Annotated in this window: 29 protein-coding genes; 21 read left to right on the forward strand and 8 right to left on the reverse strand. The window is 58.3% G+C overall.

Features of this window, described 5'->3' with window-relative positions; translation table 11 throughout:
- Positions 1 to 4: 4 nt before the first annotated feature.
- The 15 genes from POF45_RS22405 (at position 5) to recX (ending at position 11,187) form a co-directional block, all read left to right on the forward strand.
- Entirely contained in the window at positions 5 to 1,156 is a 1,152-nt protein-coding gene (locus POF45_RS22405; protein ID WP_282316798.1) for a phage tail protein, read from the forward strand.
- The gene (locus tag POF45_RS22410) at positions 1,153 to 1,668 is read left to right on the forward strand and encodes a phage tail protein (RefSeq protein WP_259500017.1); all 516 of its coding nucleotides are present in this window, start codon (positions 1,153 to 1,155) and stop codon (positions 1,666 to 1,668) included. Before POF45_RS22405 ends, POF45_RS22410 begins: the two co-directional genes overlap by 4 nt.
- A 129-nt stretch (positions 1,669 to 1,797) precedes the next feature.
- Positions 1,798 to 2,832 (forward strand): phage tail protein, encoded by a 1,035-nt coding sequence (locus POF45_RS22415; protein ID WP_259500019.1) that lies wholly within the window; start codon positions 1,798 to 1,800, stop codon positions 2,830 to 2,832.
- A gap of 54 nt (positions 2,833 to 2,886) precedes the next feature.
- The gene (locus POF45_RS22420; RefSeq protein WP_282316799.1) at positions 2,887 to 3,456 is read left to right on the forward strand and encodes a tail fiber assembly protein; all 570 of its coding nucleotides are present in this window, start codon (positions 2,887 to 2,889) and stop codon (positions 3,454 to 3,456) included.
- Between the two features lie 16 nt (positions 3,457 to 3,472).
- A complete protein-coding gene (locus POF45_RS22425; protein ID WP_282316800.1) occupies positions 3,473 to 4,393 on the forward strand; it encodes a glycine-rich domain-containing protein in 921 nt (306 codons plus the stop codon).
- Positions 4,393 to 4,848, forward strand: a complete 456-nt coding sequence (locus POF45_RS22430; RefSeq protein ID WP_282316801.1) for a phage tail assembly chaperone — start codon at positions 4,393 to 4,395, stop codon at positions 4,846 to 4,848. The genes POF45_RS22425 and POF45_RS22430 overlap by 1 nt, the downstream gene beginning before the upstream one ends.
- A 141-nt stretch (positions 4,849 to 4,989) precedes the next feature.
- Positions 4,990 to 5,883: a gp53-like domain-containing protein gene (locus POF45_RS22435; protein ID WP_282316802.1), complete on the forward strand. Its 894-nt coding sequence runs from the start codon at positions 4,990 to 4,992 to the stop codon at positions 5,881 to 5,883.
- Complete coding sequence (locus POF45_RS22440) at positions 5,884 to 6,330, forward strand: phage tail assembly chaperone (RefSeq protein WP_259500029.1); 447 nt, start codon at positions 5,884 to 5,886, stop codon at positions 6,328 to 6,330.
- Between the two features lie 123 nt (positions 6,331 to 6,453).
- On the forward strand, positions 6,454 to 7,662 hold the full coding sequence (locus POF45_RS22445) for a carbohydrate binding domain-containing protein (RefSeq protein WP_282317455.1): 1,209 nt from the start codon (positions 6,454 to 6,456) through the stop codon (positions 7,660 to 7,662).
- A gap of 12 nt (positions 7,663 to 7,674) precedes the next feature.
- Positions 7,675 to 7,872: a hypothetical protein gene (locus POF45_RS22450; RefSeq protein ID WP_259500031.1), complete on the forward strand. Its 198-nt coding sequence runs from the start codon at positions 7,675 to 7,677 to the stop codon at positions 7,870 to 7,872.
- A 58-nt stretch (positions 7,873 to 7,930) separates the two neighbouring features.
- On the forward strand, positions 7,931 to 8,494 hold the full coding sequence (locus tag POF45_RS22455) for a glycoside hydrolase family 19 protein (protein ID WP_282316803.1): 564 nt from the start codon (positions 7,931 to 7,933) through the stop codon (positions 8,492 to 8,494).
- The gene (locus POF45_RS22460; RefSeq protein WP_259500036.1) at positions 8,476 to 8,994 is read left to right on the forward strand and encodes a lysis protein; all 519 of its coding nucleotides are present in this window, start codon (positions 8,476 to 8,478) and stop codon (positions 8,992 to 8,994) included. The genes POF45_RS22455 and POF45_RS22460 overlap by 19 nt, the downstream gene beginning before the upstream one ends.
- Before the next feature lie 80 nt (positions 8,995 to 9,074).
- Positions 9,075 to 9,575 (forward strand): CinA family protein, encoded by a 501-nt coding sequence (locus POF45_RS22465; protein ID WP_259500038.1) that lies wholly within the window; start codon positions 9,075 to 9,077, stop codon positions 9,573 to 9,575.
- 83 nt (positions 9,576 to 9,658) lie between these two features.
- Positions 9,659 to 10,711 carry a recombinase RecA gene (recA, locus tag POF45_RS22470; RefSeq protein ID WP_162439102.1) on the forward strand — a complete coding sequence of 351 codons (1,053 nt, stop codon included), beginning with the start codon at positions 9,659 to 9,661 and terminating at the stop codon, positions 10,709 to 10,711.
- 8 nt (positions 10,712 to 10,719) lie between these two features.
- Entirely contained in the window at positions 10,720 to 11,187 is a 468-nt protein-coding gene (gene recX, locus POF45_RS22475) for a recombination regulator RecX (RefSeq protein ID WP_259500041.1), read from the forward strand.
- Between the two features lie 42 nt (positions 11,188 to 11,229).
- On the opposite strand, the gene POF45_RS22480 is transcribed toward recX, so the two are convergent.
- A complete protein-coding gene (locus tag POF45_RS22480) occupies positions 11,230 to 12,348 on the reverse strand; it encodes an LOG family protein (RefSeq protein ID WP_259500044.1) in 1,119 nt (372 codons plus the stop codon).
- Between the two features lie 467 nt (positions 12,349 to 12,815).
- Here POF45_RS22480 and POF45_RS22485 point away from each other — a divergent pair, with 467 nt between their 5' ends.
- A complete protein-coding gene (locus tag POF45_RS22485; protein WP_259500046.1) occupies positions 12,816 to 13,010 on the forward strand; it encodes a hypothetical protein in 195 nt (64 codons plus the stop codon).
- Here the strand turns inward: POF45_RS22485 and POF45_RS22490 are convergent, their stop codons facing one another.
- Complete coding sequence (locus tag POF45_RS22490; RefSeq protein WP_259500049.1) at positions 13,011 to 13,436, reverse strand: quorum-sensing-regulated virulence factor family protein; 426 nt, start codon at positions 13,434 to 13,436, stop codon at positions 13,011 to 13,013. It abuts the gene before it with no gap.
- 189 nt (positions 13,437 to 13,625) lie between these two features.
- On the opposite strand from POF45_RS22490, the gene POF45_RS22495 reads away from it, so the two are divergent.
- The 3 genes from POF45_RS22495 (at position 13,626) to POF45_RS22505 (ending at position 15,713) form a co-directional block, all read left to right on the forward strand.
- Complete coding sequence (locus POF45_RS22495; protein WP_259500051.1) at positions 13,626 to 14,387, forward strand: tRNA-uridine aminocarboxypropyltransferase; 762 nt, start codon at positions 13,626 to 13,628, stop codon at positions 14,385 to 14,387.
- Between the two features lie 236 nt (positions 14,388 to 14,623).
- Positions 14,624 to 15,274 (forward strand): response regulator transcription factor ErdR, encoded by a 651-nt coding sequence (erdR, locus tag POF45_RS22500; RefSeq protein ID WP_259500053.1) that lies wholly within the window; start codon positions 14,624 to 14,626, stop codon positions 15,272 to 15,274.
- 76 nt (positions 15,275 to 15,350) lie between these two features.
- Positions 15,351 to 15,713 (forward strand): diacylglycerol kinase, encoded by a 363-nt coding sequence (locus tag POF45_RS22505; protein ID WP_053159523.1) that lies wholly within the window; start codon positions 15,351 to 15,353, stop codon positions 15,711 to 15,713.
- On the opposite strand, the gene POF45_RS22510 is transcribed toward POF45_RS22505, so the two are convergent.
- The gene (locus tag POF45_RS22510; protein ID WP_259500056.1) at positions 15,710 to 16,636 is read right to left on the reverse strand and encodes a LysR family transcriptional regulator; all 927 of its coding nucleotides are present in this window, start codon (positions 16,634 to 16,636) and stop codon (positions 15,710 to 15,712) included. The genes POF45_RS22505 and POF45_RS22510 overlap by 4 nt on opposite strands.
- A 134-nt stretch (positions 16,637 to 16,770) precedes the next feature.
- Between POF45_RS22510 and fpr the strand changes: the two genes are divergently transcribed.
- The gene (gene fpr / locus POF45_RS22515; protein ID WP_003443014.1) at positions 16,771 to 17,550 is read left to right on the forward strand and encodes a ferredoxin-NADP reductase; all 780 of its coding nucleotides are present in this window, start codon (positions 16,771 to 16,773) and stop codon (positions 17,548 to 17,550) included.
- Positions 17,551 to 17,681: 131 nt separating this feature from the next.
- Here fpr and tsaA read toward each other — a convergent pair whose 3' ends face one another.
- The 5 genes from tsaA to rimO form a co-directional block, all read right to left on the reverse strand.
- A complete protein-coding gene (tsaA, locus tag POF45_RS22520) occupies positions 17,682 to 18,380 on the reverse strand; it encodes a tRNA (N6-threonylcarbamoyladenosine(37)-N6)-methyltransferase TrmO (RefSeq protein WP_282316804.1) in 699 nt (232 codons plus the stop codon).
- 156 nt (positions 18,381 to 18,536) lie between these two features.
- Positions 18,537 to 19,007 (reverse strand): YehS family protein, encoded by a 471-nt coding sequence (locus POF45_RS22525; RefSeq protein WP_259500061.1) that lies wholly within the window; start codon positions 19,005 to 19,007, stop codon positions 18,537 to 18,539.
- A 75-nt stretch (positions 19,008 to 19,082) separates the two neighbouring features.
- Entirely contained in the window at positions 19,083 to 19,793 is a 711-nt protein-coding gene (locus POF45_RS22530; protein ID WP_259500063.1) for an rRNA pseudouridine synthase, read from the reverse strand.
- 184 nt (positions 19,794 to 19,977) lie between these two features.
- Complete coding sequence (locus tag POF45_RS22535) at positions 19,978 to 20,451, reverse strand: acetyltransferase (RefSeq protein ID WP_259500065.1); 474 nt, start codon at positions 20,449 to 20,451, stop codon at positions 19,978 to 19,980.
- 112 nt (positions 20,452 to 20,563) lie between these two features.
- Positions 20,564 to 21,901: a 30S ribosomal protein S12 methylthiotransferase RimO gene (gene rimO / locus POF45_RS22540; RefSeq protein ID WP_259500066.1), complete on the reverse strand. Its 1,338-nt coding sequence runs from the start codon at positions 21,899 to 21,901 to the stop codon at positions 20,564 to 20,566.
- Between the two features lie 347 nt (positions 21,902 to 22,248).
- Here rimO and POF45_RS22545 point away from each other — a divergent pair, with 347 nt between their 5' ends.
- On the forward strand, positions 22,249 to 24,090 hold the full coding sequence (locus POF45_RS22545; RefSeq protein ID WP_431978631.1) for a potassium transporter Kup: 1,842 nt from the start codon (positions 22,249 to 22,251) through the stop codon (positions 24,088 to 24,090).
- Positions 24,091 to 24,119: the final 29 nt, after the last annotated feature.

Raw genomic sequence — 24,119 nt, forward strand, 5'->3', positions numbered from 1 at the left:
AGCAATGGATTATCCAAATAGTGTGCCCAGCGCCGGGTTGGTGAATGGGAAGTTTGTTGATGAAAACCCGTTGATGGGCACGCCGGGGTCGTTGATTCCGGCGAGTTGGGGCAACGGCGTTACGCAGGAGATCGTCAACGTGATCAAGGCCGGGGATCTGACTCCGGACGAGACGAAATACGATCAGTTGCTGCAAGCGATTCAGAGCGTCTCGGCCAAGGGCTGGAACCTGGATTCGGCGATGCCGATCGGTTCGTTGCCACCGGCAACCGTGGCCACGGCGGATGGGCGTTTGGCAGTGACGCCGATGGCGGCGTCCACCAGTGGCGGCAAGGTGTCGATTCCGGCAGGGGTGTTGATCAGTCTGGGTCAGGAAGTCGTCGCGGGGCAGGTGGGCAGAAATCGCACGTTTACGACGCAAGCATGGAGCAGCGCGGATCTGCTGCCGACTTCCGGCTATTTTCTGCGAGCGCAGGTGATCGGTGGGGTGCTGACGTTCTACATGCAACGCGGAACGATCTATGACGCCACCCCCGACGGCCTGAAAGGCACCGTCAACGGTGCCGCCGGTGGCGGATTTCAGTCTACGCCGCTGGATATCTGCATTGCCTGGGTGGTAACGGCAGCGCCGGGGTCGGTGCCGACTGTCCGGCCGATCTACAACCGCAACCGATTGGCCTGGACCCAGACTGTCAATGGCAACGGCGTGGTCTACCTGCCGCTGGATCCCCATGCGCGGGCGGCGCGTCTGGTGGTGGGCAACCCGATGCCGCATGCCACCGGGATTACTACCGTGTCCTTTGCGCCGGGAGGATGGATGGGAGGCAACTACTCCTATCTGTCACCGGTCAGCACCGGCGCAAGTGGTTGGGATGGTTGGGGCACGGTTGGCGCCTCGGCCTGCATTTTTACCAGCAACGTGGTCAACGACACGACCGTTTCAACCCTGACCGCCAGCTTTGATCATTCGGAATTGCGATCGCTCTGGCAGTGCTATCAGGCCGAGCATACGTATAACTCCGGCATTGCCGCGAGTGACGAGTTGCTGCTGTCGATGGGGATCAAGACCTTCTCCCAGCCGGACTATTCCAATGGTATTGCCATCAACTTCAGTTCGGCGGTGAACGTTAACTTTTCCTGGGAGTTGATCCGATGAATGTCATTCAAGAGCTGCATCAGTTCGAGGACGGTCTTCGTCCCGCACAGCCTTCTCCCGCCCATGACTGGGACGGCGAAAAGTGGGCGCTGGGTGCCGATAAAGTCGCGCTGTTGGAACAGCAAGAAGCCGAACGCCTTTGCGTCAGCGTCGATGCCGCTGCAGACAGCGCTCGCAACCTGCTGGCCGGAGATCCGCTGAAATCGATGGAGTACGCCCAGGCTGCCGCCGATGCCCAAGCCTTTTTGGACGAAGGTTATCCGAAAAAAGAAGTGCCGCTGTCGGTCGCCGCCTGGGTTGTAAAAGGGCGCACCGCCAAACAGGCCGCCGACCAGATTCTGGGCAAAGCCACACAACTTACCGAGCATCTGCTGACCCTGCGCACTTTGCGTCTGAAGGCCAAAGCGCAAATCAAGGCGCATGTGGCCAAAGGCAATATGGAACTGGCCAGAGATGTCAGCGAAGCAGCCATCGTGGCGATTCGCAACGTGGTGAATGACTCGGCACGTTAACCCGTCGAGCTCTGCGCTGTCCCTCACGCCCACTTGACCGGGGCCGTTTTTGTTTTTGTGCAAACACGACCTGCTGCGCAGTTGTGCCAAAGGCGTTGCACGGCTTTCTTGATGACAGGGAACACACATATGGATTATCCAAAAAGCGTCCCCAGCGTTGGGCTGGTGGATGGCCGATTTGTCGATGAAAACCCGGTGGCTGGAAAACCCGGGTCCTTGATTCCGGCGGTTTGGGGCAATGCTGTTACCGAAGAGTTACTCAGTGTGATCAGCGGTGCTGGCCTGGCGCCGACGGAGGGGAATAACGGACAGTTGTTCAGGGCCTTGCAGGCGCTGATGGCGATGGCTAGCCCAATGCGCTCATCGATCACCAACGTGGCCGTTTCCAAGGCATTGACCAGCGACGACCTCGGGCTCGTACTGATCAACGCTGTCGCTGGCGCGACAACAATCAGTTTGCCAACAGTCGACGCTGCATTAGGTATCCGCGATGTCATTGTCAGGCGCGTCGATAACACCAGTACGCGCCTTGTCGTACAGGCCAGCGGAACGGACAAGATCAAGTTCCACACGCATCTATCTGCGGCGGGCTATCAGTTTTTGGTGTTGATGGGCGCTGGCGACTGGTGGCACTTGCGCAGTGACGGCGCTGGAAGTTGGTGGCCAGTAGGGCGCTTTGATAGCACGCCATTGGGTCGTCCGGTCTTTGAGACAACCGCTCTGCTGAACCCGGGCGGCTATGGACTTTTGAACAGCACGGTCTTCGCCCGTACGGATTGGCCTTGGCTGTGGGATCACGCACAGCAGTCCGGAATGATGACAACAGAAGCGGCCAGGCTCGGCTCCGAAGGGGGGTGGACCAGTGGTGATGGAGGGCTGACATTTCGCGGCCCGGAAGGGCGCGGAGAGTTCATCAGGCTGTTTGATGAAGGTCGCGGTGTCGACTCGGGCCGCCTCTCCGGTAGTTGGCAAGTTGATATGTTCAAGTCACACAGGCATGAACTGAAAAGCGACATGTTGGGTGTTCCTTCGGGGCCAAGCTCAGTCGCTCCCGATGCTCTGTTCAATCAAGGGGCAAGCAGTCTTGGTTTTACCGAGGTGATCGGTGGTGTTGAAACGCGCCCACGAAATATTGCCTATCCCGGCAGAATAAAACTCATCTGATACTGACCCCAGGCAAGTTGTCGGAATGTTTAATATTTATCGATAGAGGTATTGATGACTTATTACTATGTGAATGAACTTACGAAAGAAATTACCGGTCCGGTCGAATTGCCCATTATTCCCGGTGTGGGGGTCATGTTGCCAGGCAATGCCATCGAGTTGCCAGAGGCGCTCCCTACAGCAGAGGCCGGATATGTCTGGGTATGGCGCAACGGCGCTGCACAGCAGTTGATTGACTTGCGCAATCGTCCTGTTTATCGAAAAGACAACGGCGGGATTCAGTTTTGGTATGAGCTGGGACCACTGCCCGATTATCTGACGTCTAAACCACGGCCTAACGAGTATTACTTTTGGGTTAATGAGGACTGGGTACTGGATCCGATTGCGGAACGTACAGGCAAGATTGCACAGATAAACGTGGAGCGCGACGGTCGTTTGCGTGAAGTGGTTATTCGTGTAGCGCCGTTGCAATACGCCTATGAGTTGGGGGAGGCCTCGAGTCTTCAACAAACTACGTTGCTTGAATGGAAGCGTTATACCTTGAAGTTGGCGCAACTGGAGCAGCAAGTAGATTATCCATTGCTCGTTGATTGGCCTCTGGCTCCCGGTTCTGTGAAGCAGTAAAAACGGAGAGCGGAGCATGGACTATCCAAAAAGCATTCCCAGCGTCGGCTTGGTCAACGGTGGATTCGTCGATGAAAATCCTCTCGCCGGAACCCCGGGATCACTAATACCGGCGACCTGGGGCAACGGTGTGACGCAAGAGATTGTGAACGTGATCAAGGCCGCTGGCCTGACGCCGGATGAAGCTAAAAACGATCAGTTGGCGACGGCCATTGGTGCCCTGGTGGACTTCAGCAAAATGAAAAACACCCCGACCACGTTGAGTGGCTACGGCATTACCGATGCGATGGGGCGGTTGTTGGCGGTGAAGCAGTTCGAGACGGTCGGCATCACTGTCTATCGCCCCAATCCGAGGGCCAAACGGATTCGCGTGCGATTGATTGGCGCCGGCGGTTCAGGGGGTGGGTGTGCACCTGTCGCGGCGACTTATCAAAGCCTGGGCGGCGGCGGGGGAGCTGGGGCTTATACCGAAGGGCTGTTTGACGTGACGGCGGAAATGCTGGTCGGGGTTCCCATTACGCTCGGTGCCGGTGGTCTCCCGCGCAATGCAACAGGTTCGATGGGCGGTGGCGCTTCCTTTGGCGCGCTCATGAGCGCAGCGGGTGGTTTTGGCGGACAGAATCTGATTTTTCTGGCGAATATATCCGGCTTTGTTCAGGGCGGCGCTGGAGGGCAGGCTGTAGGCGGCGGCAATCTCGCCAACGCTCGCGGCGTTCCAGGTGGCTATGCAATGAGTAATACCAACTGGGGGCTTCTCTCCGGTGCCGGAGGGGCTTGCCCGTTCGACGGCGGTGGGCCTTTCACGGGCGTGAACGGTAATGGCAATGCAGGCATCAGAGGCTCTGGTGGCAGCGGTGCCTGTTCAAACAATGCATCGGCCTCGTACGTCAGCGGCGCCGGCGGCAATGCCTTTTGTGAAATCTGGGAGTACGAGTAATGGCTATTTATGCTCGGGTTGAAGATGGCATTGTCGTTGAACTGATCGACACCGGTGACTATGCGATCACCCAACTGTTTGCCCCTTCTTTTGTCGCGTCGATGGTCCGTGTGCCGGAAGGCGTCGTTGTCGAGTTGGGCACTGCGGTTGAGGCTCTCAAACAGGACACCGAAGCCCCACCTGTGACCGTTGCAGGCACGCCAGAAATACCGAATGAAGAACCGGTAACGGATGAGCGTACCTGGCGCCAGTCGATTCTTTCGGCCAGCCAATGGTTGATGACACGCCACCGTGATGAACAGGAGCTTGGGCGTGTTCCCACGCTGACGGCCGCGCAATATCTGGAGTTGCTGGAGTATCGACAGGCATTACGCGATTGGCCGGCGTCCAACACGTTCCCAGCAGTAGTTACGCGGCCTTCCATGCCTTCGTGGTTACTGGGTGTGGTTATCTGACGCGATCGCGGCCAGGGCTCTTACGTCTTATTCAAATAAACCATTCACGCTGTTTGTGTTTCGAGCTCGGCGCGCTTCGAATGCCTGGCCTGGGCCTCGTGCACCTCATCGAATGGTGGTTTTTTAACTAGGAGATGCAAATTGGATTATCCAAAAAGCGTACCCGGCATCGGCTTGGTAAATGGCCGGTTTGTCGATGAGAATCCGCTTTCCGGAACACCGGGTTCGTTGATTCCCGCGACCTGGGGTAATAGCGTAACGCAGGAAATTCTGGGTGTCGTTCAGGCCGCAGGTTTAACGCCGAATGAGGCGTCCAATAATCAATTGCTCGGTGCGTTACGGAGCCCGGCGTTGTTTCAGACTGCACCCCAGTTTGATGCAGGGCGAACCGCGGCCACCTCTGAATTCGTTCAACGGGCGCTGGGCAATTATGCGAATGCGCGTGGGATATCCACATCGACGCAGTTGACCGTCGCGGATGTGGGATATGCAATCGGGCTGGGCGGCAATGCCACTTTTACGGTCACCTTGCCAGACGCTGCGACGGTCCCTAATGGTGCAACCATCAGCCTGCACTGCCGTAATAGCGCCCCGGTTACTGTTGCCAGCAAGACCGGTTCTCAGATCAGTCCCCAAGGGGCCTACCTCAGCTCAATAGTGATGAACACGGGTGAAAGTGCAAACTTTATCCGGGAGTCAGGCACCTGGACTGTTTATGGTACAGCCAGCCTGAAGTATGCGTCGTCATTCTCCGGCATGGTGGGCAACCCCGGTTATCAGAAGTACCCCAGCGGCAACATTGATCAATGGGGCTATGGCACCACGGACGCTAACGGCGAGGTGTATGTCACGTTCCCGATTTCGTTTCCAACGGCCTTTGTTTCGGTTGTTGCGACGCATGTCGGGGGGGACGGGGCGATGGTCATCATGATCTCGGGCAGTGCCAGCCAGCAGGGTTGCCGGTTGAAAGTTCGAGATGCTCACGCTTCAGTATCGGCGGGCTGGGGCGTTACCTATTTTGCGAAGGGTTACTGAATGAACGAGTTCAATGTTTTATTTAGTGCGAGTACTTGCGGTGTCTATGTACCGGGGATCAATACGTCTGATATTCCTGGTGATGTTATCGAAATTCCGCGGGCGTACTGGGTGTCGCTGCTGCAGCAGTTGGCGGTGACGCCGAAAATGATTGGGGTGCGACCCGATAACGGATACCCCGTGCTGATTGATACACCACCCCTGGCACCGCAAGAGGCGGAAACGGCGGAGCGACGTTGGCGTAACGCACAAATGTCCGCAACAGACGCAATGGTTGCTCGCGACCGCGATGAGTTGGAAGACGGCGGCGGCACAACACTGACCACTGATCAGTACACAGAATTGCAGGCCTACCGACGAGCCCTCAGGGATTGGCCGCAGAACTCATTCTTTCCATTCACCGAACGTCGTCCCGCCACGCCTCGTTGGTTGACCGAAATCCTTTAACAATCCTCATTTCCCGGAGAGTTTTTCGATCTCCGCCATTACCGTACCTCCAGTCTGAACGCTTGCCGAATAGGGCAGGCGAATTCTGTCGTGCGCGTTGAATACAACCCAGGAGAAAAACAAGTGGACTACCCCCGAAGCGTTCCCAGTGCTGGATTGGTGAACGGCAAGTTTGTGGATGAAGACCCGATAGCAGGAAAGCCTGGCTCGTTGATTCCGGCCAGTTGGGGCAATGGCGTTACTCAAGAAATTATCAATGCCATTACCGAGGCCGGTTTAACGCCTGATGAAGAGCAAACCAATCAGTTGGCCATGGCGATCAGGCAGCTGTCCAAACCGGATCCCCTGCAGGGTTATCCGGTTCAGGTGTACCGAAAGAATTTGATCATTAACGGCGGTTTCGATATTTGGCAGCGTGGAACCTCCAATCAAGGACCCAGCGCCGGCGGTTACATTGCTGATCGCTTTCGTGTCGATTGGAACGGTAATGCCGGAGTCAGTATTTCCCGGCAAAACTTTGTTCTTGGCCAGACTGACGTACCCAATGAGCCACGGTACTTTCTACGCTGGCAGCAAGTCACCGCTGGTAGCGGTGCAACCGTCCACAAGATTTCGCAGAATATCGAGTCCGTCAGAACGCTGGCGGGCAAAACGGCGACAGTCACGTTCTGGGCCAAGTCGGATGCGGCGCGTCCACTCAAGGTTACGGTGACGCAGTTTTTCGGACCCAGTGGCTCTGATCATGTAGAAAAAACAGTCGGAAACTTCCAGCTTGGAACTTCATGGGCGAAGTACACGGCGACATTTCAGGTTCCTGCCCTGGCGGGCAAGATATTAGGCTCGGCTAACAGTGATTTCTTGAGGCTGGCATTCGACTTGCCGCTCAATGTCTTGCAGTCCGTCGATCTGGCGCAAGTTCAGCTCGAAGAAGGGCCTGTGTCCACACCCTTTGAGTACCGCAGCGTTGCGCAAGAGCTGACAAGTTGCCAGCGTTATTACGAAAAGTCGTTCACTACAGGTGTTCCGGTTCAGGCGGGTAACGGCACGGTGACTTGCCTGGCCACCTTTACTCAAATTCCAGCCGGTAATACCGGGCAGTACGGGATGACGATCAATTTCCTGGTGCAAAAAAGGGTTCAACCGACGGTGCAGTCGTTTTCACCCGGAGATAACAGCAGCCAGGTCTGGAACCAGTCCATAGGCAAGGCTTGTACCGGAACCACGGTTCAAAGCCTTACTGAACGCAATATCGCCTTTGCAACGGTGACAGCCGTGGGCAGTGCCCCCGGCCATACATTGCAACTTGAGTGGACAGCAGATGCAGAAATATAGGAGTGCAACGCTATGAGCTATCAACTAACGATAAACGGTGTCATTCGCCTCGCCGACTCGGCTTTTATTCCCTTGGATGAAGGTAATCGTGACTGGCTTGATTATCTGGAGTGGGTTTCGGTTGGCGGTGAATCGCTGCCGGTCGATTCAACTTTGGATAGTAAGCAAGCGGGTCAAGGTGTTTTTGGTTTTCTCAAACGGATCATTTAACAGGCAGGACAGCGGCAATGACGTGTTTTACCACTGAGGCGCTTTATCGGGGGCGACCATGACCATCACGCAACAGCAACTCCAGGACATCATGCCCAGCGCCCGCTCCCAAGCGGGCGTTTTCATTTCCCCCCTCAACAGCGCCATGACCCACCGCGACATCAACACTCCAAAACGCATTGCCGCTTTCCTCGCGCAGGTCGGCCACGAATCGGGGCAGTTGCAGTACGTGCGCGAACTGGGCAACAACCAATACCTGAACAAATACGACACAGGCACTCTGGCCCTGCGTTTGGGCAATACGCCAGAAGCTGACGGCGATGGCCAGAAATACCGAGGGCGGGGCCTGATCCAGATCACCGGTCACGATAACTACCGCGAATGCAGCCTCGGCCTGTTCGGCGATGAGCGTCTGCTTTCGCTGCCGCAACTGCTGGAGCAACCGCAGTGGGCCGCCGAGTCCGCCGCCTGGTTCTGGGCGCAGAACGGGCTTAACGAACTGGCCGATCGTGATCAGTTCAACTCCATCACCCGGCGCATCAACGGCGGGTTGAACGGCCTGGAGGATCGCCTGCAACTGTGGGCGCGGGCGAGGGAGGTGTTATGCCAGCCTTCGGCCTGATGTCCTGGCGGGTGATCGGCATCATTGTGTTGGCGGGTGTTTCGGCGGCGCTGGCCTGGCACGTTCAGGACTGGCGTTATGGCCGGCTACTGGCGGAACAGGCCATGCTGCACGCCGAGACGCTGAACCGGCTCACTTTGGCCTCGGCGACGCAACAACAGGTCGAGCAGGATAAACGTCTGGCTCTGGAACAAACGCTGTCGGCCAGTGAACAAACCCATTATAGAGCCCTTGGCGATGCCCAACGTGATCAAGGTCGCCTGCGCGACCGTCTTGCCACTGCTGATGTGCGCCTGTCAGTCCTCCTCGACGCCAGCGACGCTGCTGTCACCTGTGCAGTGCCCGCCGCCTCCGGCCCCGGCGGCGTGGATCATGGCGCCGTACGCGCCCGACTTGACCCGGCGCATGCTCAACGAATTGTCGCCATCACCGATACCGGCGACCGTGGACTGATTGCCCTGCAGGCCTGTCAAGCCTACATCAGGGCCCTGGCCCGCTAACATTTTGATCGATCCTGTGCCTTGCAAGCGTGATGCGCTCGTGTACGGTAGAAGTCATTCAGCCCGATCAGGAGAGGACCGTGAAAGAAATCACCCAGCTGGCCGCCGAACTTGGCAGGCGCTTGCAGGTTCTCAATGCCCATGTCACCACTGCCGAATCCTGCACCGGCGGCGGCATCGCCGAGGCGATCACCCGGATCCCGGGAAGTTCGGCGTGGTTCGAGGCCGGTTACGTGACCTACTCCAATCGCCAGAAAACCCGGCAACTGGACGTGCCCGCCGACTTGTTCCCGACGGTGGGGGCGGTCAGTCGCGAGGTGGTCGAGGCCATGGTCCGTGGCGCGCAGGACAAAAGCCTGGCGCACTTTGCCGTGGCGGTCAGCGGCGTGGCGGGGCCGGATGGTGGCTCGCCGAGCAAACCGGTAGGCACGGTGTGGCTGGCCTGGGGGGTGGGCGAACAGGTGTTCAGCGAGGTCCAGCACTTCGCCGGCAACCGCGACGAGGTCCGCCGACAAACGGTGAAGGCCGCGCTAGAGGGGCTGCTGCGCCATGCGGCGGGAGAAATCTCAAATCAGGGGTAGGCGATCCTCAAACGCTGTGGAATAATACTGGCTACTTATACAGGTGTTGGCCGTCAGGCCTTATTGATTACGTGAGGACTTTAATGGACGACAACAAGAAGAAAGCCTTGGCTGCGGCCCTGGGTCAGATCGAACGTCAATTCGGCAAGGGTGCCGTAATGCGTATGGGCGATCAGGACCGTCAGGCGATCCCCGCCATCTCTACTGGCTCTCTGGGTCTGGACATCGCGCTCGGCATTGGCGGCCTGCCAAAAGGCCGTATCGTTGAAATCTACGGTCCTGAATCCTCCGGTAAAACCACGCTGACGCTGTCGGTGATCGCCCAGGCTCAAAAAGCCGGCGCGACCTGCGCATTCGTCGACGCCGAACACGCCCTCGATCCTGAGTACGCCGGCAAACTGGGCGTCAACGTCGACGACCTGCTGGTTTCCCAGCCGGACACCGGCGAGCAGGCCCTGGAAATCACCGACATGCTGGTGCGTTCCAACGCTGTGGACGTGATCATCGTCGACTCCGTGGCCGCTCTGGTGCCGAAGGCTGAAATCGAAGGCGAAATGGGTGACATGCACGTGGGCCTGCAAGCCCGTCTGATGTCCCAGGCGTTGCGTAAAATTACCGGTAACATCAAGAACGCCAACTGCCTGGTGATCTTCATCAACCAGATCCGTATGAAAATCGGCGTGATGTTCGGCAGTCCGGAAACCACCACCGGTGGTAACGCGCTGAAGTTCTACGCTTCGGTTCGTCTGGATATCCGCCGTACTGGCGCGGTGAAAGAAGGTGATGAGGTTGTCGGTAGCGAAACCCGCGTCAAAGTCGTGAAGAACAAGGTTGCTTCGCCTTTCCGTCAGGCCGAGTTCCAGATTCTTTACGGCAAGGGCATCTACCTCAATGGTGAGATGATCGACCTGGGCGTTCTCCACGGTTTTGTCGAAAAATCCGGTGCCTGGTACGCCTACAACGGCACCAAGATCGGTCAGGGCAAGGCCAACTCGGCCAAGTATCTGGCAGACAACCCAGACATCGCCGCGACCCTTGAGAAGCAGCTGCGTGACAAACTGCTGACTCCAGCGCCGGACGTCAAAGCATCGCCAGTCAAAGAGACTGCTGATGACCTGGCTGACGCTGATATCTGATTGATCCAATGACCGCCGTACTCGATACACTCGTCGCAGTGCGGCGAACCGCAATGGACCTGCTCGCAAGACGCGAGCATGGTCGAGTCGAGCTGACGCGTAAACTGCGTCAGCGCGGCGCCCTCCCTGAAATGATCGACACGGCGCTCGACCGGCTGACGGAAGAGGGGCTGTTGTCCGAGTCTCGATACCTTGAAAGTTTCGTTTCCTATCGCGCCCGTTCTGGCTATGGCCCGTTGCGGATTCGCGAGGAGCTGAGCCAGCGAGGTCTGCAACGCAGCGACATCGAACTCGCGTTACGCGAAAGCGGTATCGACTGGCAGGGACAACTGGAAGACACCTGGCGGCGCAAGTTTGCCGGGCACCTACCGATAGACGTTCGAGAACGTGCCAAGCAAGGCCGCTTCTTGAGTTATCGAGGGTTTTCCATGGAGATGATCGGCCGATTGTTCAGCGGTCGAGGAATGGACGATTAAAAAAACGGCCCGCTATTTCGATAGCGGGCCGTTTTTTTTGCTTTACGACACCCTGGACGGTTCGCGTGTGCGCTGTTGCGCCTGGGGTTTTGGCTGGGCCCAGTTTTCCGGCAGGTTGATGTAGTCCACCAGTTCCCGCAGGCGTCCGTGATCACGGGCATTGAAGGTAAAGGCCAGTCGCGCCAGATGGCTGAACTGTGGCTCGTCGTGCTCCTCGCCGCTGTAAGCGTGTTGATGAAAGTGGTCGCTCAGGCACAAATCGGCGAAGGCCGTCTGCATGTGTTCGAGCGCCTGGTCGCTGAGCTTGTGATTCATGCGGATCACGAACTGATGCTTGAGCCAGCGGCTGGAGTGGAAGTTGCTGTAGAACTGGTTGATCTGTTCCACGGCTTCTTCGGCGCTGTAGACCAGTGTCACCAGCTTCATGTCGGTAGGCAGGATGTAGCGATTTTCCTCCAGTTGATGATGGATGAAGTCCAGTGCGCCCTGCCAGAATTTGCCGCCAGGTACGTCCAGCAACACCACCGGCACCAGTGGGCTTTTGCCGGTCTGAATCAGGGTCAGCACTTCCAGTGCTTCGTCCAGGGTGCCGAAACCGCCTGGGCACAGCACCAGTGCATCCGCTTCCTTGACGAAGAACAGTTTGCGGGTGAAGAAGAAGTGGAACGACAACAGATTGGTCGTGCCCTGAACCGTGGGGTTGGCATGCTGTTCGAAGGGCAGCGTGATGTTGAAGCCCAGGCTGTGTTCCAGGCCCGCCCCTTCGTGGGCAGCCGCCATGATGCCGCCACCGGCACCGGTGATGACCATCAGGTCTGAGCGCGCGAGCGCGGCACCCAGTTCTCTGGCCATGCCATACAGTGGATTTTCCACGGGCGTGCGCGCCGAACCGAATACGGTGACTTTGCGCCGGCCCTTGAACTGTTCCAGTACGCGGAAGGCGTGCTCAAGTTCGCGCAACGCTTGCAGGGTAATCTTGGCGTTCCAGCGATTGTGATCTTCTTGAGCCATGCGCAGCACGGTGAGGATCATGTCGCGGTAAATCGGGATGTTGGGGCTGTTGGGGGAAACCAGGTTGAGTTGTTCTTCGACCTTGCTGGTGAGGTCGTGGCCGTTTTCCTGAAAATGACGGCTGAGGAGGTCATTCGGTTGATAAGGCATTCAGCTTCTCCTTCTGCACAGAGCCCATGGCCCGACAAGACAGTTGTCGGCGCCGCGACACCTCGTGTGTCGCCGTCTGCCCAAGCCCATGCCTGGGCGCTCCACCTGACCCGGCCGGTAGTCGGGTCATCCATACAGGCTCTGTTTATCCCTTGAATGAAAGAAACGTTCGCACAACAAGGCACTCGGTGAGCAGCCTCCTTCGCTGCTCGAAATTGAAACGGGAATAGTTTGAATCTAGACCCGCATGGGCATTTGCGCTGACTTGATCATTGCGCCGCAAAGTCTTTCCTGGCAACCGCTTATTGACGACTTGCAAGGTGATTTCGCCGCTCGTCCGAACCTGCACCGGGTGCGTGTGGCTCTGATTTACTAAGTAACAGGCGTGATACGATAATTTCGCATCAACGATATTGCGCAAGGTTCAAGTAGTTCAGGGATTTGCGGATGCAAGGAGGCTGGGCGTTATGACCAGAGTGATTCTGGAGATCGATACGCAACTGTATCGATTGCTGAAGTCATCAGCCGAGGCCAACCATTTGAGTCTCGAAGAGGAGTGCTGTCGGCGTCTGGCTGGTGGGGACCCACGCTCACGCTACTTGCAGGCGTTGTTGGCAGATTTGCGCGCCGAGGATGAACAGCGGCGCGCAGGCTCACAGTAACTATTTCTTCTTCGGTGCGGCCTGTGCAGGGCAGTCCGATTCCTGGAAGCGGGCAGAAGCTACCGGGCGGTTGGTGTTGTTTTCGGTGAACTCGTAACGCATGACTGCGCCCTTGGCCATCAGCTTGCGATAGTTCGGGTTGCGGCAGACGCTGGCGCCCAGTTGCAGATAAACCACCTTGGGGTTCGTACGCATCTGCTCGGCGTAGCCCGATTGCACACTGATGTGGTCGACCAGTTCGGAGCCTTCAACCGTGTAGCCTTGGTCGAGAAGGTTGTCATTTATTTCTCGCGGCAGGCCGACGTTACTTTCCGCAGCCACCTGTTCCAGCATCTTGCTCAGATTCAGGTCATTCAAAGAGGCGGCCTGAGCGCTGAAGGACGACGCCAGCAAAAGGGCAGCGGTGGGAACGATAAGGCGCAGCATGAAACTCTCCTGATTCAGTGACTGGTGGTTCGACCAGCCCTGTGGCTGTGCGTTCAGTGGCGGCGAATTATAGGGGAGCAGGCCTGGACGGTACAGGCTTGCGCCCACCGCTCTGGTAAACTGCCGCACTTTAATGCCCTGCCGAGTGTGTTTCGTGTCGATTTCCCTTACCTGCCGGTGCCACCTGCGATGAGCCAGGCCACGATTTTTTCGGTGAATGCCGTTGCCCGTCTGCGCGATCAGCGTGAAGAGGAGGGCATCAAGCCGATTCAGGCCCGTGGCTGGAGGGCGCCTCGCTGCCGTGCCTGCCGCGTGATCGAGAGCCACTGCCTGTGTGCGTGGCGTCCGCAGGTCGAAACCCGCTCCGGCGTCTGCCTGATCATGACCAACAAGGAAGTGTTCAAGCCGAGCAACACCGGCTGGCTGATCGCTGACGTGGTGCGCGATAACCACGCGTTCATCTGGTCGCGAACCGAAGTCGACCCGCAACTGCTGGCACTGTTGGCCGATCCCCAATGGCAACCGTATCTGGTCTTTCCCGGTGAATACGTCGAGCCCGCACGCGTGACCAATAGCGTAGCAACGGATATCGGCAAGCGGCCGCTGTTTATCTTGCTGGACGCCACCTGGACCGAAGCCCGAAAGATCTTCCGCAAAAGCCCTTATTTCGATCGCCTGCCGATCCTGAGCCTGCTGCCTGAAAAACTGTCGCGCTATCGCTTGCGCCGTTCGACCCGTAGCGAGCACCTGTGTACGGCTGAAGTGGCCGCACTGTGTCTCGATCTGGCGGGCGATACCGATGCCGCCTCGGCGCTGGATGCCTATTTTGATGTGTTCAGCCAGCACTATCTGGATGCCAAGCATCAACTGGACATGAATGTGTCAACGCCGGCTCACGCTGAACTGTTGCCTTTTGTCCAGGGCACGCCCCCGCAATCGCCCATACTGTAGAGAATCAGGGTCTTTGGTCTAAGGTCGTACAACTTGACCACCCAGACTTCGCTGGGCATGCTGGGCGCCGATTGGGGCGCGGCCGAGTTTTGATACGCCGCCGCTTTTCTACGTGAAGAGCCATGTGATTGGCGTTGAACGTGCCCTGTTGGTGCAGCTCTGTGGCTGTACCTCGAGTTGTTTTGGCGAGGCCCGAATGCATTGGGCATCCCATGAAAAACAGGATCATTTGAAAAATGGCCACATACGAAATCCTGATTGCCGATGACCACCCTCTTTTTCGCAGCGCCCTGCATCAGGCGTTGACCCTGGGCCTCGGCCCGCAGGTCCGTCTGGTGGAAGTGGCAAGCATTGCCGAGCTGGAAACCCGCCTCACCGAAAAAGCCGATTGGGATCTGGTGCTGCTGGACCTGAACATGCCAGGGGCCTACGGGTTTTCCGGGCTGGTGCTGTTGCGCGGGCAATACCCGCAGATACCGGTGGTCATGGTGTCGGCTCAGGAAGAAGCATCGATCATGGTCAAGTCCCGTGAGTTCGGGGCCAGCGGCTTCATACCCAAGTCCAGCGACCTGACGGTCATTCAAAACGCCGTGCGCGCGGTGCTGGATGGCGACGTCTTCTGGCCGCCTCAAGCGTTCGAAGCTGTCAGCGTTTCCGACGAAGCCAAAGCCGCCAGCGCAGGCCTGGCCAGTCTTACACCCCAGCAGTTCCGGGTGTTGACCATGGTCTGTGAAGGTCTGCTGAACAAGCAGATTGCCTATGAGTTGAGCGTTTCCGAGGCGACCATCAAGGCCCACGTCACGGCGATTTTCCGTAAACTCAATGTGCGGACTCGGACCCAGGCGGCATTGCTCTTGCAACAACTTGAGTCAATTTCGAGCCACTAAGTCACTGCCGATTCACGCTTTTTTGACTTTCGTTGATCTAGCTTTCCCATTCCTTTTGGTTCAGTTGCCCACTCTTATGTCACCTTTCAAAGGCCAGACCGGCCTAAAACGCATCCTCAACGCCTCCGGCTACTCCCTGGACGGTCTGCGCGCAGCCTTTACCGGCGAAGCGGCCTTTCGCCAACTGGTGCTGCTCAACGTTATCCTGATTCCGCTGTCGTTTTTCCTCAGCGTCAGCCGCGTCGAGCAGGCGTTGCTGATCGCCGTGTGCCTGCTGGCACTGATTGTCGAGTTGCTCAATTCGGCGGTTGAAGCGGCCATTGACCGCATTTCCCTTGAGTTGCACCCGTTGTCCAAGAACGCCAAGGACATGGGCAGCGCAGCGCAATTCGTGGCGTTGACCATGATCGCGCTGGTGTGGGCGGTGATTCTGCTTTAAGCGATGCTGGGCAGGACGATCTCGTCGCTGCGCTGCACCCCGGCGGTGAAGGCACGGCACAGATCGAGGAATTCGCGCATCGCCGACGTCTGATATTTCTGTTTGTGCCAGATGAAATAGAACTGCCGCGCCAGGTCCAGATCCGGCGTCTCCACCGGCACCAGACTGCCCCGGCGAAACGCATCGCGCAGCGCCAGCCGCGAAATGCAGCCAATCCCCAGCCCTGACTCCACCGCACGCTTGATCGCTTCGGTGTGCTCCAGCTCCAGTCGAATGTTCAACGCGCTGCGGTGGTGGCGCATGGCCTGGTCAAACGTCAGTCGCGTACCAGAACCCTGCTCACGCAGAATCCACGCTTCGCGGGTCAGCTCTTCCATGGAAGCACGGCCACGCTGGGCCAGCGGATGCTGCGGCGCACAGAACACCACCAGCTCATCCTCGACCCAGCTTTGCACTTCGATATCAGGATGGCTGCAATCGCCTTCAATCAGACCCAGATCAATTTCGTAATGAGCAACTTGTTGCACGATGTTGGCCGTGTTCTGCACATGCAGCTTCACCTGGCTTTCCGGGTGGCGCTGCATGAAGCTGCCGATCAACAGGGTGGCCAGATAATTGCCGATGGTCAGGGTGGCACCGACCGCCAGCGAGCCAAAACCGGACTTGCCGTTGAGCAGGTCTTCGATTTCCTTGGCTTGATCAAGCAGTGCCACCGCCTGGGGCAGCAGCTGTTTGCCGAGAGCGTTGAGGCTCAGCCGTTTGCCGGCGCGGTCGAACAGCTGGCAGCTGGACTGGCGCTCTAGCTCGGTGATCGAGGTGCTGGCGGCCGATTGCGAAAGGTTAAGCAGGCCCGCAGCACGGGACACGCTTTCCTGTTGGGCAACGGCGACGAATACTTGAAGTTGACGGAGAGTAAATCGCATATCTATATAACCGATAACCCTTATCTTGATAATCCATTTAACAGATATTGTCGTCGCGATTAGAATACGATGCAATTGCGCAAGCTGGCTTGGCGCAGAGCATGCGCAGACAAATCTCCAGGAGTCCCACGTACATGAGCAACATGAACCACGAGCGTGTCCTCAGTGTTCACCACTGGAACGACACTCTGTTCAGCTTCAAGTGCACCCGTGATCCGGGCCTGCGCTTCGAGAACGGTCAGTTCGTGATGATCGGCCTGCAACAGCCCAATGGCCGCCCGCTTATGCGTGCTTACTCGATTGCCAGCCCGAACTGGGAAGAGCATCTGGAATTCTTCAGCATCAAGGTGCCGGATGGCCCGCTGACTTCCCAGTTGCAGCACCTCAAGGAAGGCGACGAGATCATCATCAGCAAAAAGCCTACCGGCACGCTGGTGCTGGACGACTTGAAGCCTGGCAAACATTTGTACCTGCTCAGCACTGGTACCGGTCTGGCGCCGTTCATGAGCGTCATCCAGGACCCGGAAACCTATGAGCGTTTCGAAAAAGTGATCCTGTGCCACGGCGTGCGTTACGTCAACGAAGTCGCCTACCGCGAATTCATCACCGAGCACCTGCCGCAGAACGAGTTCTTCGGCGAAGCGCTGCGTGACAAGTTGATCTACTACCCGACGGTGACCCGCGAGCCTTTCGAAAACGAAGGCCGCCTGACCGACCTGATGCGCAGCGGCAAGCTGTTCAGTGACATCGGTCTGCCACCGATCAACCCGCAGGACGACCGCGCCATGCTGTGCGGCAGCCCGAGCATGCTCGACGAGACCAGCGAAGTGTTGAACAGCTTCGGCCTGAAAGTTTCGCCACGGATGCGCGAGCCGGGTGATTACCTGATCGAGCGAGCGTTCGTCGAGAAGTAAACACCACTGAACGGCTCTGCTTTCCCCTGTGGGAGCGAGCCTGCTCACGAAGGGGGTGTGTCATTCAACTTCAAGGTTGTCTGACACGCCCCCTTCGTGAGCAGGCTCGCTCCCACAGTGGTTTCTGGCGCTCACATTTTTGCGGGGATGACTTCCAGCACCCGGATAACGCCGGCTTGCGGGTAATGCCAACGCACATCCAGATCCCAGAACTGCGCGCCATATTCCCGCTCAGGCGTTGGCGTCTGGTACGCCGGCCGTGGATCCTGTGCCAGACACTGCTCGATCAGCTCAACCAATGGCTCTTCAAGGCGCTGAGCATGGCCATGGGCCTGTTTCAGGGCCGAGTCCGTCCACTGCACGGGAATCAGCTGTGGCGCGGCGCTGGCGATGCTGTTGGAGGCTTTGTCGATGATGTCGGCGTAAGGCACGTAGGGCTTGATGTCGAGCACCGGTGTGCCGTCCAGCAGGTCAATGCCCGAGATGAACAGGCGATTGGCTTCAACCCTGTCCAGCTTCACCACCGACTGGCCGATGCCATTGGGGCGGTGCGTCGCCCGGGTGGCGAACACGCCCATGGATTTGTTACCGCCCAGGCGAGGAGGGCGGACTTTGAGTCGTGGCTTTTCTTCCAGTGCCTGATGGAACACAAACAGCAGCCAGACATGGCTGACGTGTTCCAGTCCTTGCACGGCGTCGCCCTGATCGAACGGCGCCACCAGCTCCAGCACGCCACGGGCGGCAGGCGCCAGTTGTGGCTGACGCGGGATGGCGAATTTCTCCTTGAAACAGGAATGCACGAAGCCGATGGGGGAGACGCTGTAGGTCATGGTCTGGGGTCGAGGCGGGAAGAGAAAATGGCGATGAAGCATGAACCTGTGGGAGCGAGCTTGCTCGCGATTGCGATGGATCAGTCAACATTGATGCTGGATGTCGGACCGCTATCGCGAGCAAGCTCGCTCCCACATTTGTTTCGCAGCGTTCGGTTATTGCGGGCGAACGCGCAGGGTCAGGCCCTTGAGAAAGTTGCGCAGCAACTGATCGCCACAGGTGCGGTAGTTGGTGTGGCCGAACTTGCGGAACAGTGCACTCAGCTCAGGCTTGGACACGGGGAACTCGGCAGCCTTGAGGATGGCATGCATGTCGTCTTCTTTCAGTTCGAAGGCCACGCGCAGTTTCTTGAGGATGATGTTGTTGGTTACCGGTACTTCGATAGGCTGTGGCGGACGGCTTTCGTCCTTGCCACGCTTGAAGATCACCAGCCCATCAAGGAAGTGCGCCATGACTTCATCCGGGCAGCGTACGAAGCCTTCCTCGTCTTCTTCTTTCTTGTCGAGATAGGTCAACAGGTCTTCCAGGCTCACGTCCATGCCGCCGACCTTGATGATCTCGATGAGTTTCTTGTCGCTGATGTCAAGCATGTAGCGCACGCTGCGCAGTACGTCGTTATGAATCATGTGGGTAGTCCTGATAATGCGTTGTGAGCGCTGCGCAAAGCGGCAGCGCTGAAATGTATGGCGGCAAAAAAAGTCTTAGAACTTCTCTTTGCCGGACAGGTAGCGCCATTGCCCCAGCGGCACTTTGCCAATGGACACGCCGCCGATGCGGATGCGACGGATGGCGACCACCTTCAGGCCGACGGCCTGGCAGAACAGGGCGATGACGCCCGGTTGCGGGTTCTTCATGGCGAAGCGCAGACGGTTTTCGTTCTGCCAGCTTGCCTTGACCGGCGGCAGTTCCTTGCCCTTGTACGTCAGCCCGTGGTTCAGACGGTTGAGGCCGTGAGCCACCATCTCGCCTTCCACCTCGACCACATACTCTTGCTCGATTTTGGCGGCGTCGGCGGTGAGCTTGCGCAAGATCTTCCAGTCCTGGGTGAACACCAGCAGACCGCTGGCATTGGCCTGCAGGTCGGTGCTGGCGGTCAGGCGCAGGAAGTGGCCCTTGAGCGGGCGTTTGCTGAAACTGTGTTCTTCGCTCAGGGTTTGCGGGCTGAGGCTCGCCATGGCCGTGTCCGCATCCATGCCCGCGGGCACGTTCAGCAGCAGGGTCACCGGCTCCGGCGCAGTGGCCTTGGCGTCCTTGTCGAGTTCCACTTTCTGGTTCTCGACCTTGAACTGAGGCTCGTCGATCACTTCACCGTCCACGGTGACCCAGCCGCCCTCGATGAACAGCTCAGCCTCCCGACGGGAACAGCCGACGAGTTCGATGAGGCGTTTGGAGAGACGAATCGGGTCAGTCATGACAGGGCCGTAACAAAAAAGGGGTGGGCATTGTACCTGCTGGACGCCGGTTAATCGCGGGTCCATTTCAGTGTGGATGTTTTTTGTGGGAGCTGGCTTGCCTGCGATGCCGGCAACGCGGTCTGCCAGTTGCACCGAGGTGCCTGTATCGCAGGCAAGCCAGCTCCCACATTTCTATGTCGTGTCAGCCATTGCGTGCCAGTTGTTGCCCTTGGCGCATGCGCATGTGCAGCAGCGGATAGGGCTGGCCCATGCCATCAACTTCCGAGCGACCGATCACCTCGAAGCCCTGTTTGAAGTAAAATCCCAGGGCTTGCGGGTTCTGTTCGTTGACGTCCAGTTCATTGGCGTTCAAGTGTTCCAGGGCGTAACGCAGCAGCTGTTTGCCCAGCCCCTGGCCCCGATGCTCCGGGTCGATGAAGAGCATTTCGATCTTGCCCGCCGCCACCCCGGCGAACCCGGTGATGCGCTGGCGCGAGTCTCTGGTGCAGATCAGCATCACCGCGTCGAGGTAGCGGGTCAGCACCAGGTTTTTCAGCAGCTCGATGTAGCTCTCGGGCAGGAAGTCATGGGTAGCGCGCACCGATGCTTCCCAGACACGGGTCAGTTCTTCGTAGTCGCTGTGTTTTGGTGTATGGATGACCGACTGTCGGCGCATGCCGCCTACCCCTTTTTGCGGTGAATGACGAGAATCCGTTCTTCACGAAACGATAGCCGTAAAAAAGCCCCGCATCTCGTCAAGAGAGCGGGGCTTTGTGTATTTTTTGCGTTTAGATCTGTTCAGCCCACAGGTCGTATTCGTCGGCGTCAGTCACTTTGCACCAGACCTTGTCGCCCGGCTTCAGGTTGCTGCCGTTGTCGATGAATACGTTACCGTCGATTTCCGGGGCATCGAAGAAGCAGCGACCCACGGCGCCTTGCTCGTCGACTTCATCCACCAGCACTTCGATTTCACGACCGACGCGCATTTGCAGGCGTGCCGAGCTGATGGCTTGTTGATGGGCCATGAAGCGGTCCCAACGGTCCTGCTTGACGTCGTCCGGCACGATGGCCGCGTCCAGCAGGTTGGCCGGTGCGCCTTCGACCGGCGAGTACTGGAAGCAGCCGACGCGGTCCAGCTGGGCCTCAGTCAGCCAGTCCAGCAGGTACTGGAAGTCTTCTTCGGTTTCGCCGGGGAAGCCGACGATGAAGGTCGAACGGATGATCAGGTCCGGGCAGATCACGCGCCAGTTCTTGATCCGCGCCAGGGTCTTGTCTTCGAAGGCTGGGCGTTTCATGGCTTTCAGGACTTTCGGGCTGGCATGCTGGAACGGGATGTCCAGGTACGGCAGGATCTTGCCGGCGGCCATCAGCGGGATCAGCTCGTCGACATGCGGGTACGGGTAGACGTAGTGCAGACGGACCCAGACGCCCAGCGTGCTGAGGGCTTCGCAGAGTTCGGTCATGCGGGTTTTCACCGGCGCGCCGTTCCAGAAACCGGTGCGGTATTTCACGTCGACGCCGTAGGCGCTGGTGTCCTGGGAGATCACCAGCAGCTCTTTGACGCCGGCCTTGACCAGGCGCTGGGCTTCGTCGAGCACGTCACCGACCGGGCGGCTGACCAGCTTGCCGCGCATCGACGGGATGATGCAGAAGCTGCAGCTGTGGTTGCAGCCTTCGGAAATCTTCAGATACGCATAGTGGCGCGGGGTCAACTTGATGCCTTGTGGCGGCACCAGGTCGATCAGCGGGTTGTGATCCTGGCGCGGCGGCACGGCGTCGTGCACGGCGTTGACCACTTGCTCGTACTGCTGCGGGCCGGTCACGGCCAGCACGCTTGGGTGCACCTTGCGAATGTTGCCTTCTTCGACACCCATGCAGCCGGTCACGATGACCTTGCCGTTTTCCTTGATCGCTTCGCCGATCACTTCCAGCGACTCAGCCTTGGCCGAGTCGATGAAGCCGCAGGTGTTGACCACCACGACGTCGGCGTCTTGATAAGTGGACACGACGTCATAGCCTTCCATACGCAGCTGGGTAAGGATGCGCTCGGAGTCGACCAGTGCTTTGGGGCAACCCAGGGATACGAAGCCAACCTTTGGATTGGCCGGCGCAGGAGTGGTGGACATGTCTAACCTCGGTATTTGTGACGCCTCAAGCCGATCAGGGCAGGGACGGACGGGCGTTTGGGCACGCCTCTGATCAAAAAGTGCGCAATTCTAGCGATGAGCCACGCACTTGACCAGCTTTATGCAGGGAAATACGACGAGTGCTGCGCTATGCTTCGCGCCGTTGGGCTTTACCGATTTTTTACAGTCAACAAAACGTCTGTAACCTTAAGTAAAACGGTGCATGCTGCACGGCAAAGCATAGTGCTTCTTATAAGAAGTCCGGGTCTGAGTAGTAGGAGTATTGGATGGGGCAGGCAAGTAGTCAGGCCGCGGGCACCGAGCATTCGACGGCAAAACCGTTGGGCATGCTGGTCGCGGCGGTCGGGGTGGTTTACGGCGATATCGGCACAAGCCCGCTGTACACCCTCAAAGAAGTGTTTACAGGCCACTACGGAGTGCCGGTCAATCATGACGGGGTCTTCGGGATTCTGGCGTTGATCTTCTGGTCGCTGGTCTGGGTAGTCTCAATCAAATATGTATTGTTCATCTTGCGCGCTGACAACCAGGGCGAAGGCGGGATCATGGCGTTGACGGCGCTGGCCCGTCGCGCCGCTGCGCCTTATCCGCGGTTGCGGGCGGTGCTGGTGATTCTGGGGTTGATTGGCGCTGCGCTGTTCTATGGCGACAGCATGATCACCCCGGCGATTTCCGTGTTGTCGGCAGTAGAAGGCCTGGAACTGGCCTTCGACGGACTGGAACGATGGGTGGTGCCATTGTCGTTGATTGTGCTGGTCGGGTTGTTCCTGATCCAGAAACACGGCACTGACAGGATCGGCAAGCTGTTCGGCCCGGTCATGGTGTTGTGGTTCGTGATGCTGGGCGTACTCGGTATCAATGGTATCCAGCAGCACCCTGAAGTGCTCAATGCGCTGAATCCGATCTGGGGCGTTCGATTCTTCACCTTGCACCCGGGCATGGGCGTGGCGATTCTCGGCGCCGTGGTGCTGGCGCTGACCGGTGCCGAGGCGTTGTACGCCGACATGGGCCACTTTGGGCGCAAGCCGATTGCTCGTGCCTGGTTCGCGCTGGTTCTGCCGGCGCTGGTGCTGAACTACTTCGGCCAGGGCGCCTTGCTGTTGGGCGATCCGGAAGCGGCGCGTAACCCGTTCTACCTGCTGGCACCGAGCTGGGCGTTGATTCCGCTGGTGGTGTTGTCGACGCTGGCCACGGTGATTGCGTCCCAAGCAGTGATTTCCGGTGCGTTCTCGCTGACCCGTCAGGCGATCCAGCTGGGTTACATCCCGCGCATGCACATTCAGCACACTTCCAGCGCCGAGCAGGGGCAGATTTATATCGGTGCTGTGAACTGGGCGCTGATGATCGGGGTCGTCCTGCTGGTCATCGGTTTTGAATCCTCCAGCGCCTTGGCCTCTGCCTACGGCGTGGCGGTGACCGGGACCATGCTCATCACCAGTATTCTGGTGTCGGCGGTGATGTTGCTGCTGTGGAAATGGCCTCCGATACTGGCGGTGCCAATCCTGATTGGCTTTGTGCTGGTGGACGGGCTGTATTTCGCCGCCAACGTGCCGAAAATCATTCAGGGCGGCGCCTTCCCGGTATTGGCGGGGATCGTGCTGTTTATCCTGATGACCACCTGGAAGCGCGGTAAGGAGCTGCTGGTGGACCGCCTGGACGAGGGTGGGCTGCCACTGCCGATCTTCATCAGCAGCATCCGCGTGCAGCCGCCGCATCGTGTTCAAGGCACCGCCGTGTTCCTGACCGCCCGCCCGGACGCTGTGCCTCACGCCTTGTTGCACAACCTGTTGCACAACCAGGTACTGCACGAGCAGGTGGTGCTGTTGACGGTGGTGTACGAAGACATCCCACGGGTGCCGGCGCAACGGCGTTTCGAGGTCGACTCCTACGGTGAAGGGTTCTTCCGTGTCATCTTGCACTTTGGCTTCATCGATGAGCCGGACGTGCCAGAGGCGCTGAAACTGTGTCATCTGGATGATCTGGATTTCAGCCCGATGCGCACCACCTACTTCCTCAGCCGCGAGACGGTCATCGCCTCCAAGATCGAGGGCATGGCGCGCTGGCGTGAGGCCTTGTTCGCCTTCATGCTGAAGAACGCCAACGGCAACTTGCGCTTCTTCAAGCTGCCGGTGAACCGGGTGATTGAGTTGGGTACTCAGGTCGAGATGTAAGCCCCATCAAAAAGCCCCCGTTGCCAGTC

The sequence above is a fragment of the Pseudomonas fungipugnans genome, assembly GCF_029955235.1.
GTDB lineage: Bacteria > Pseudomonadota > Gammaproteobacteria > Pseudomonadales > Pseudomonadaceae > Aquipseudomonas > Aquipseudomonas fungipugnans.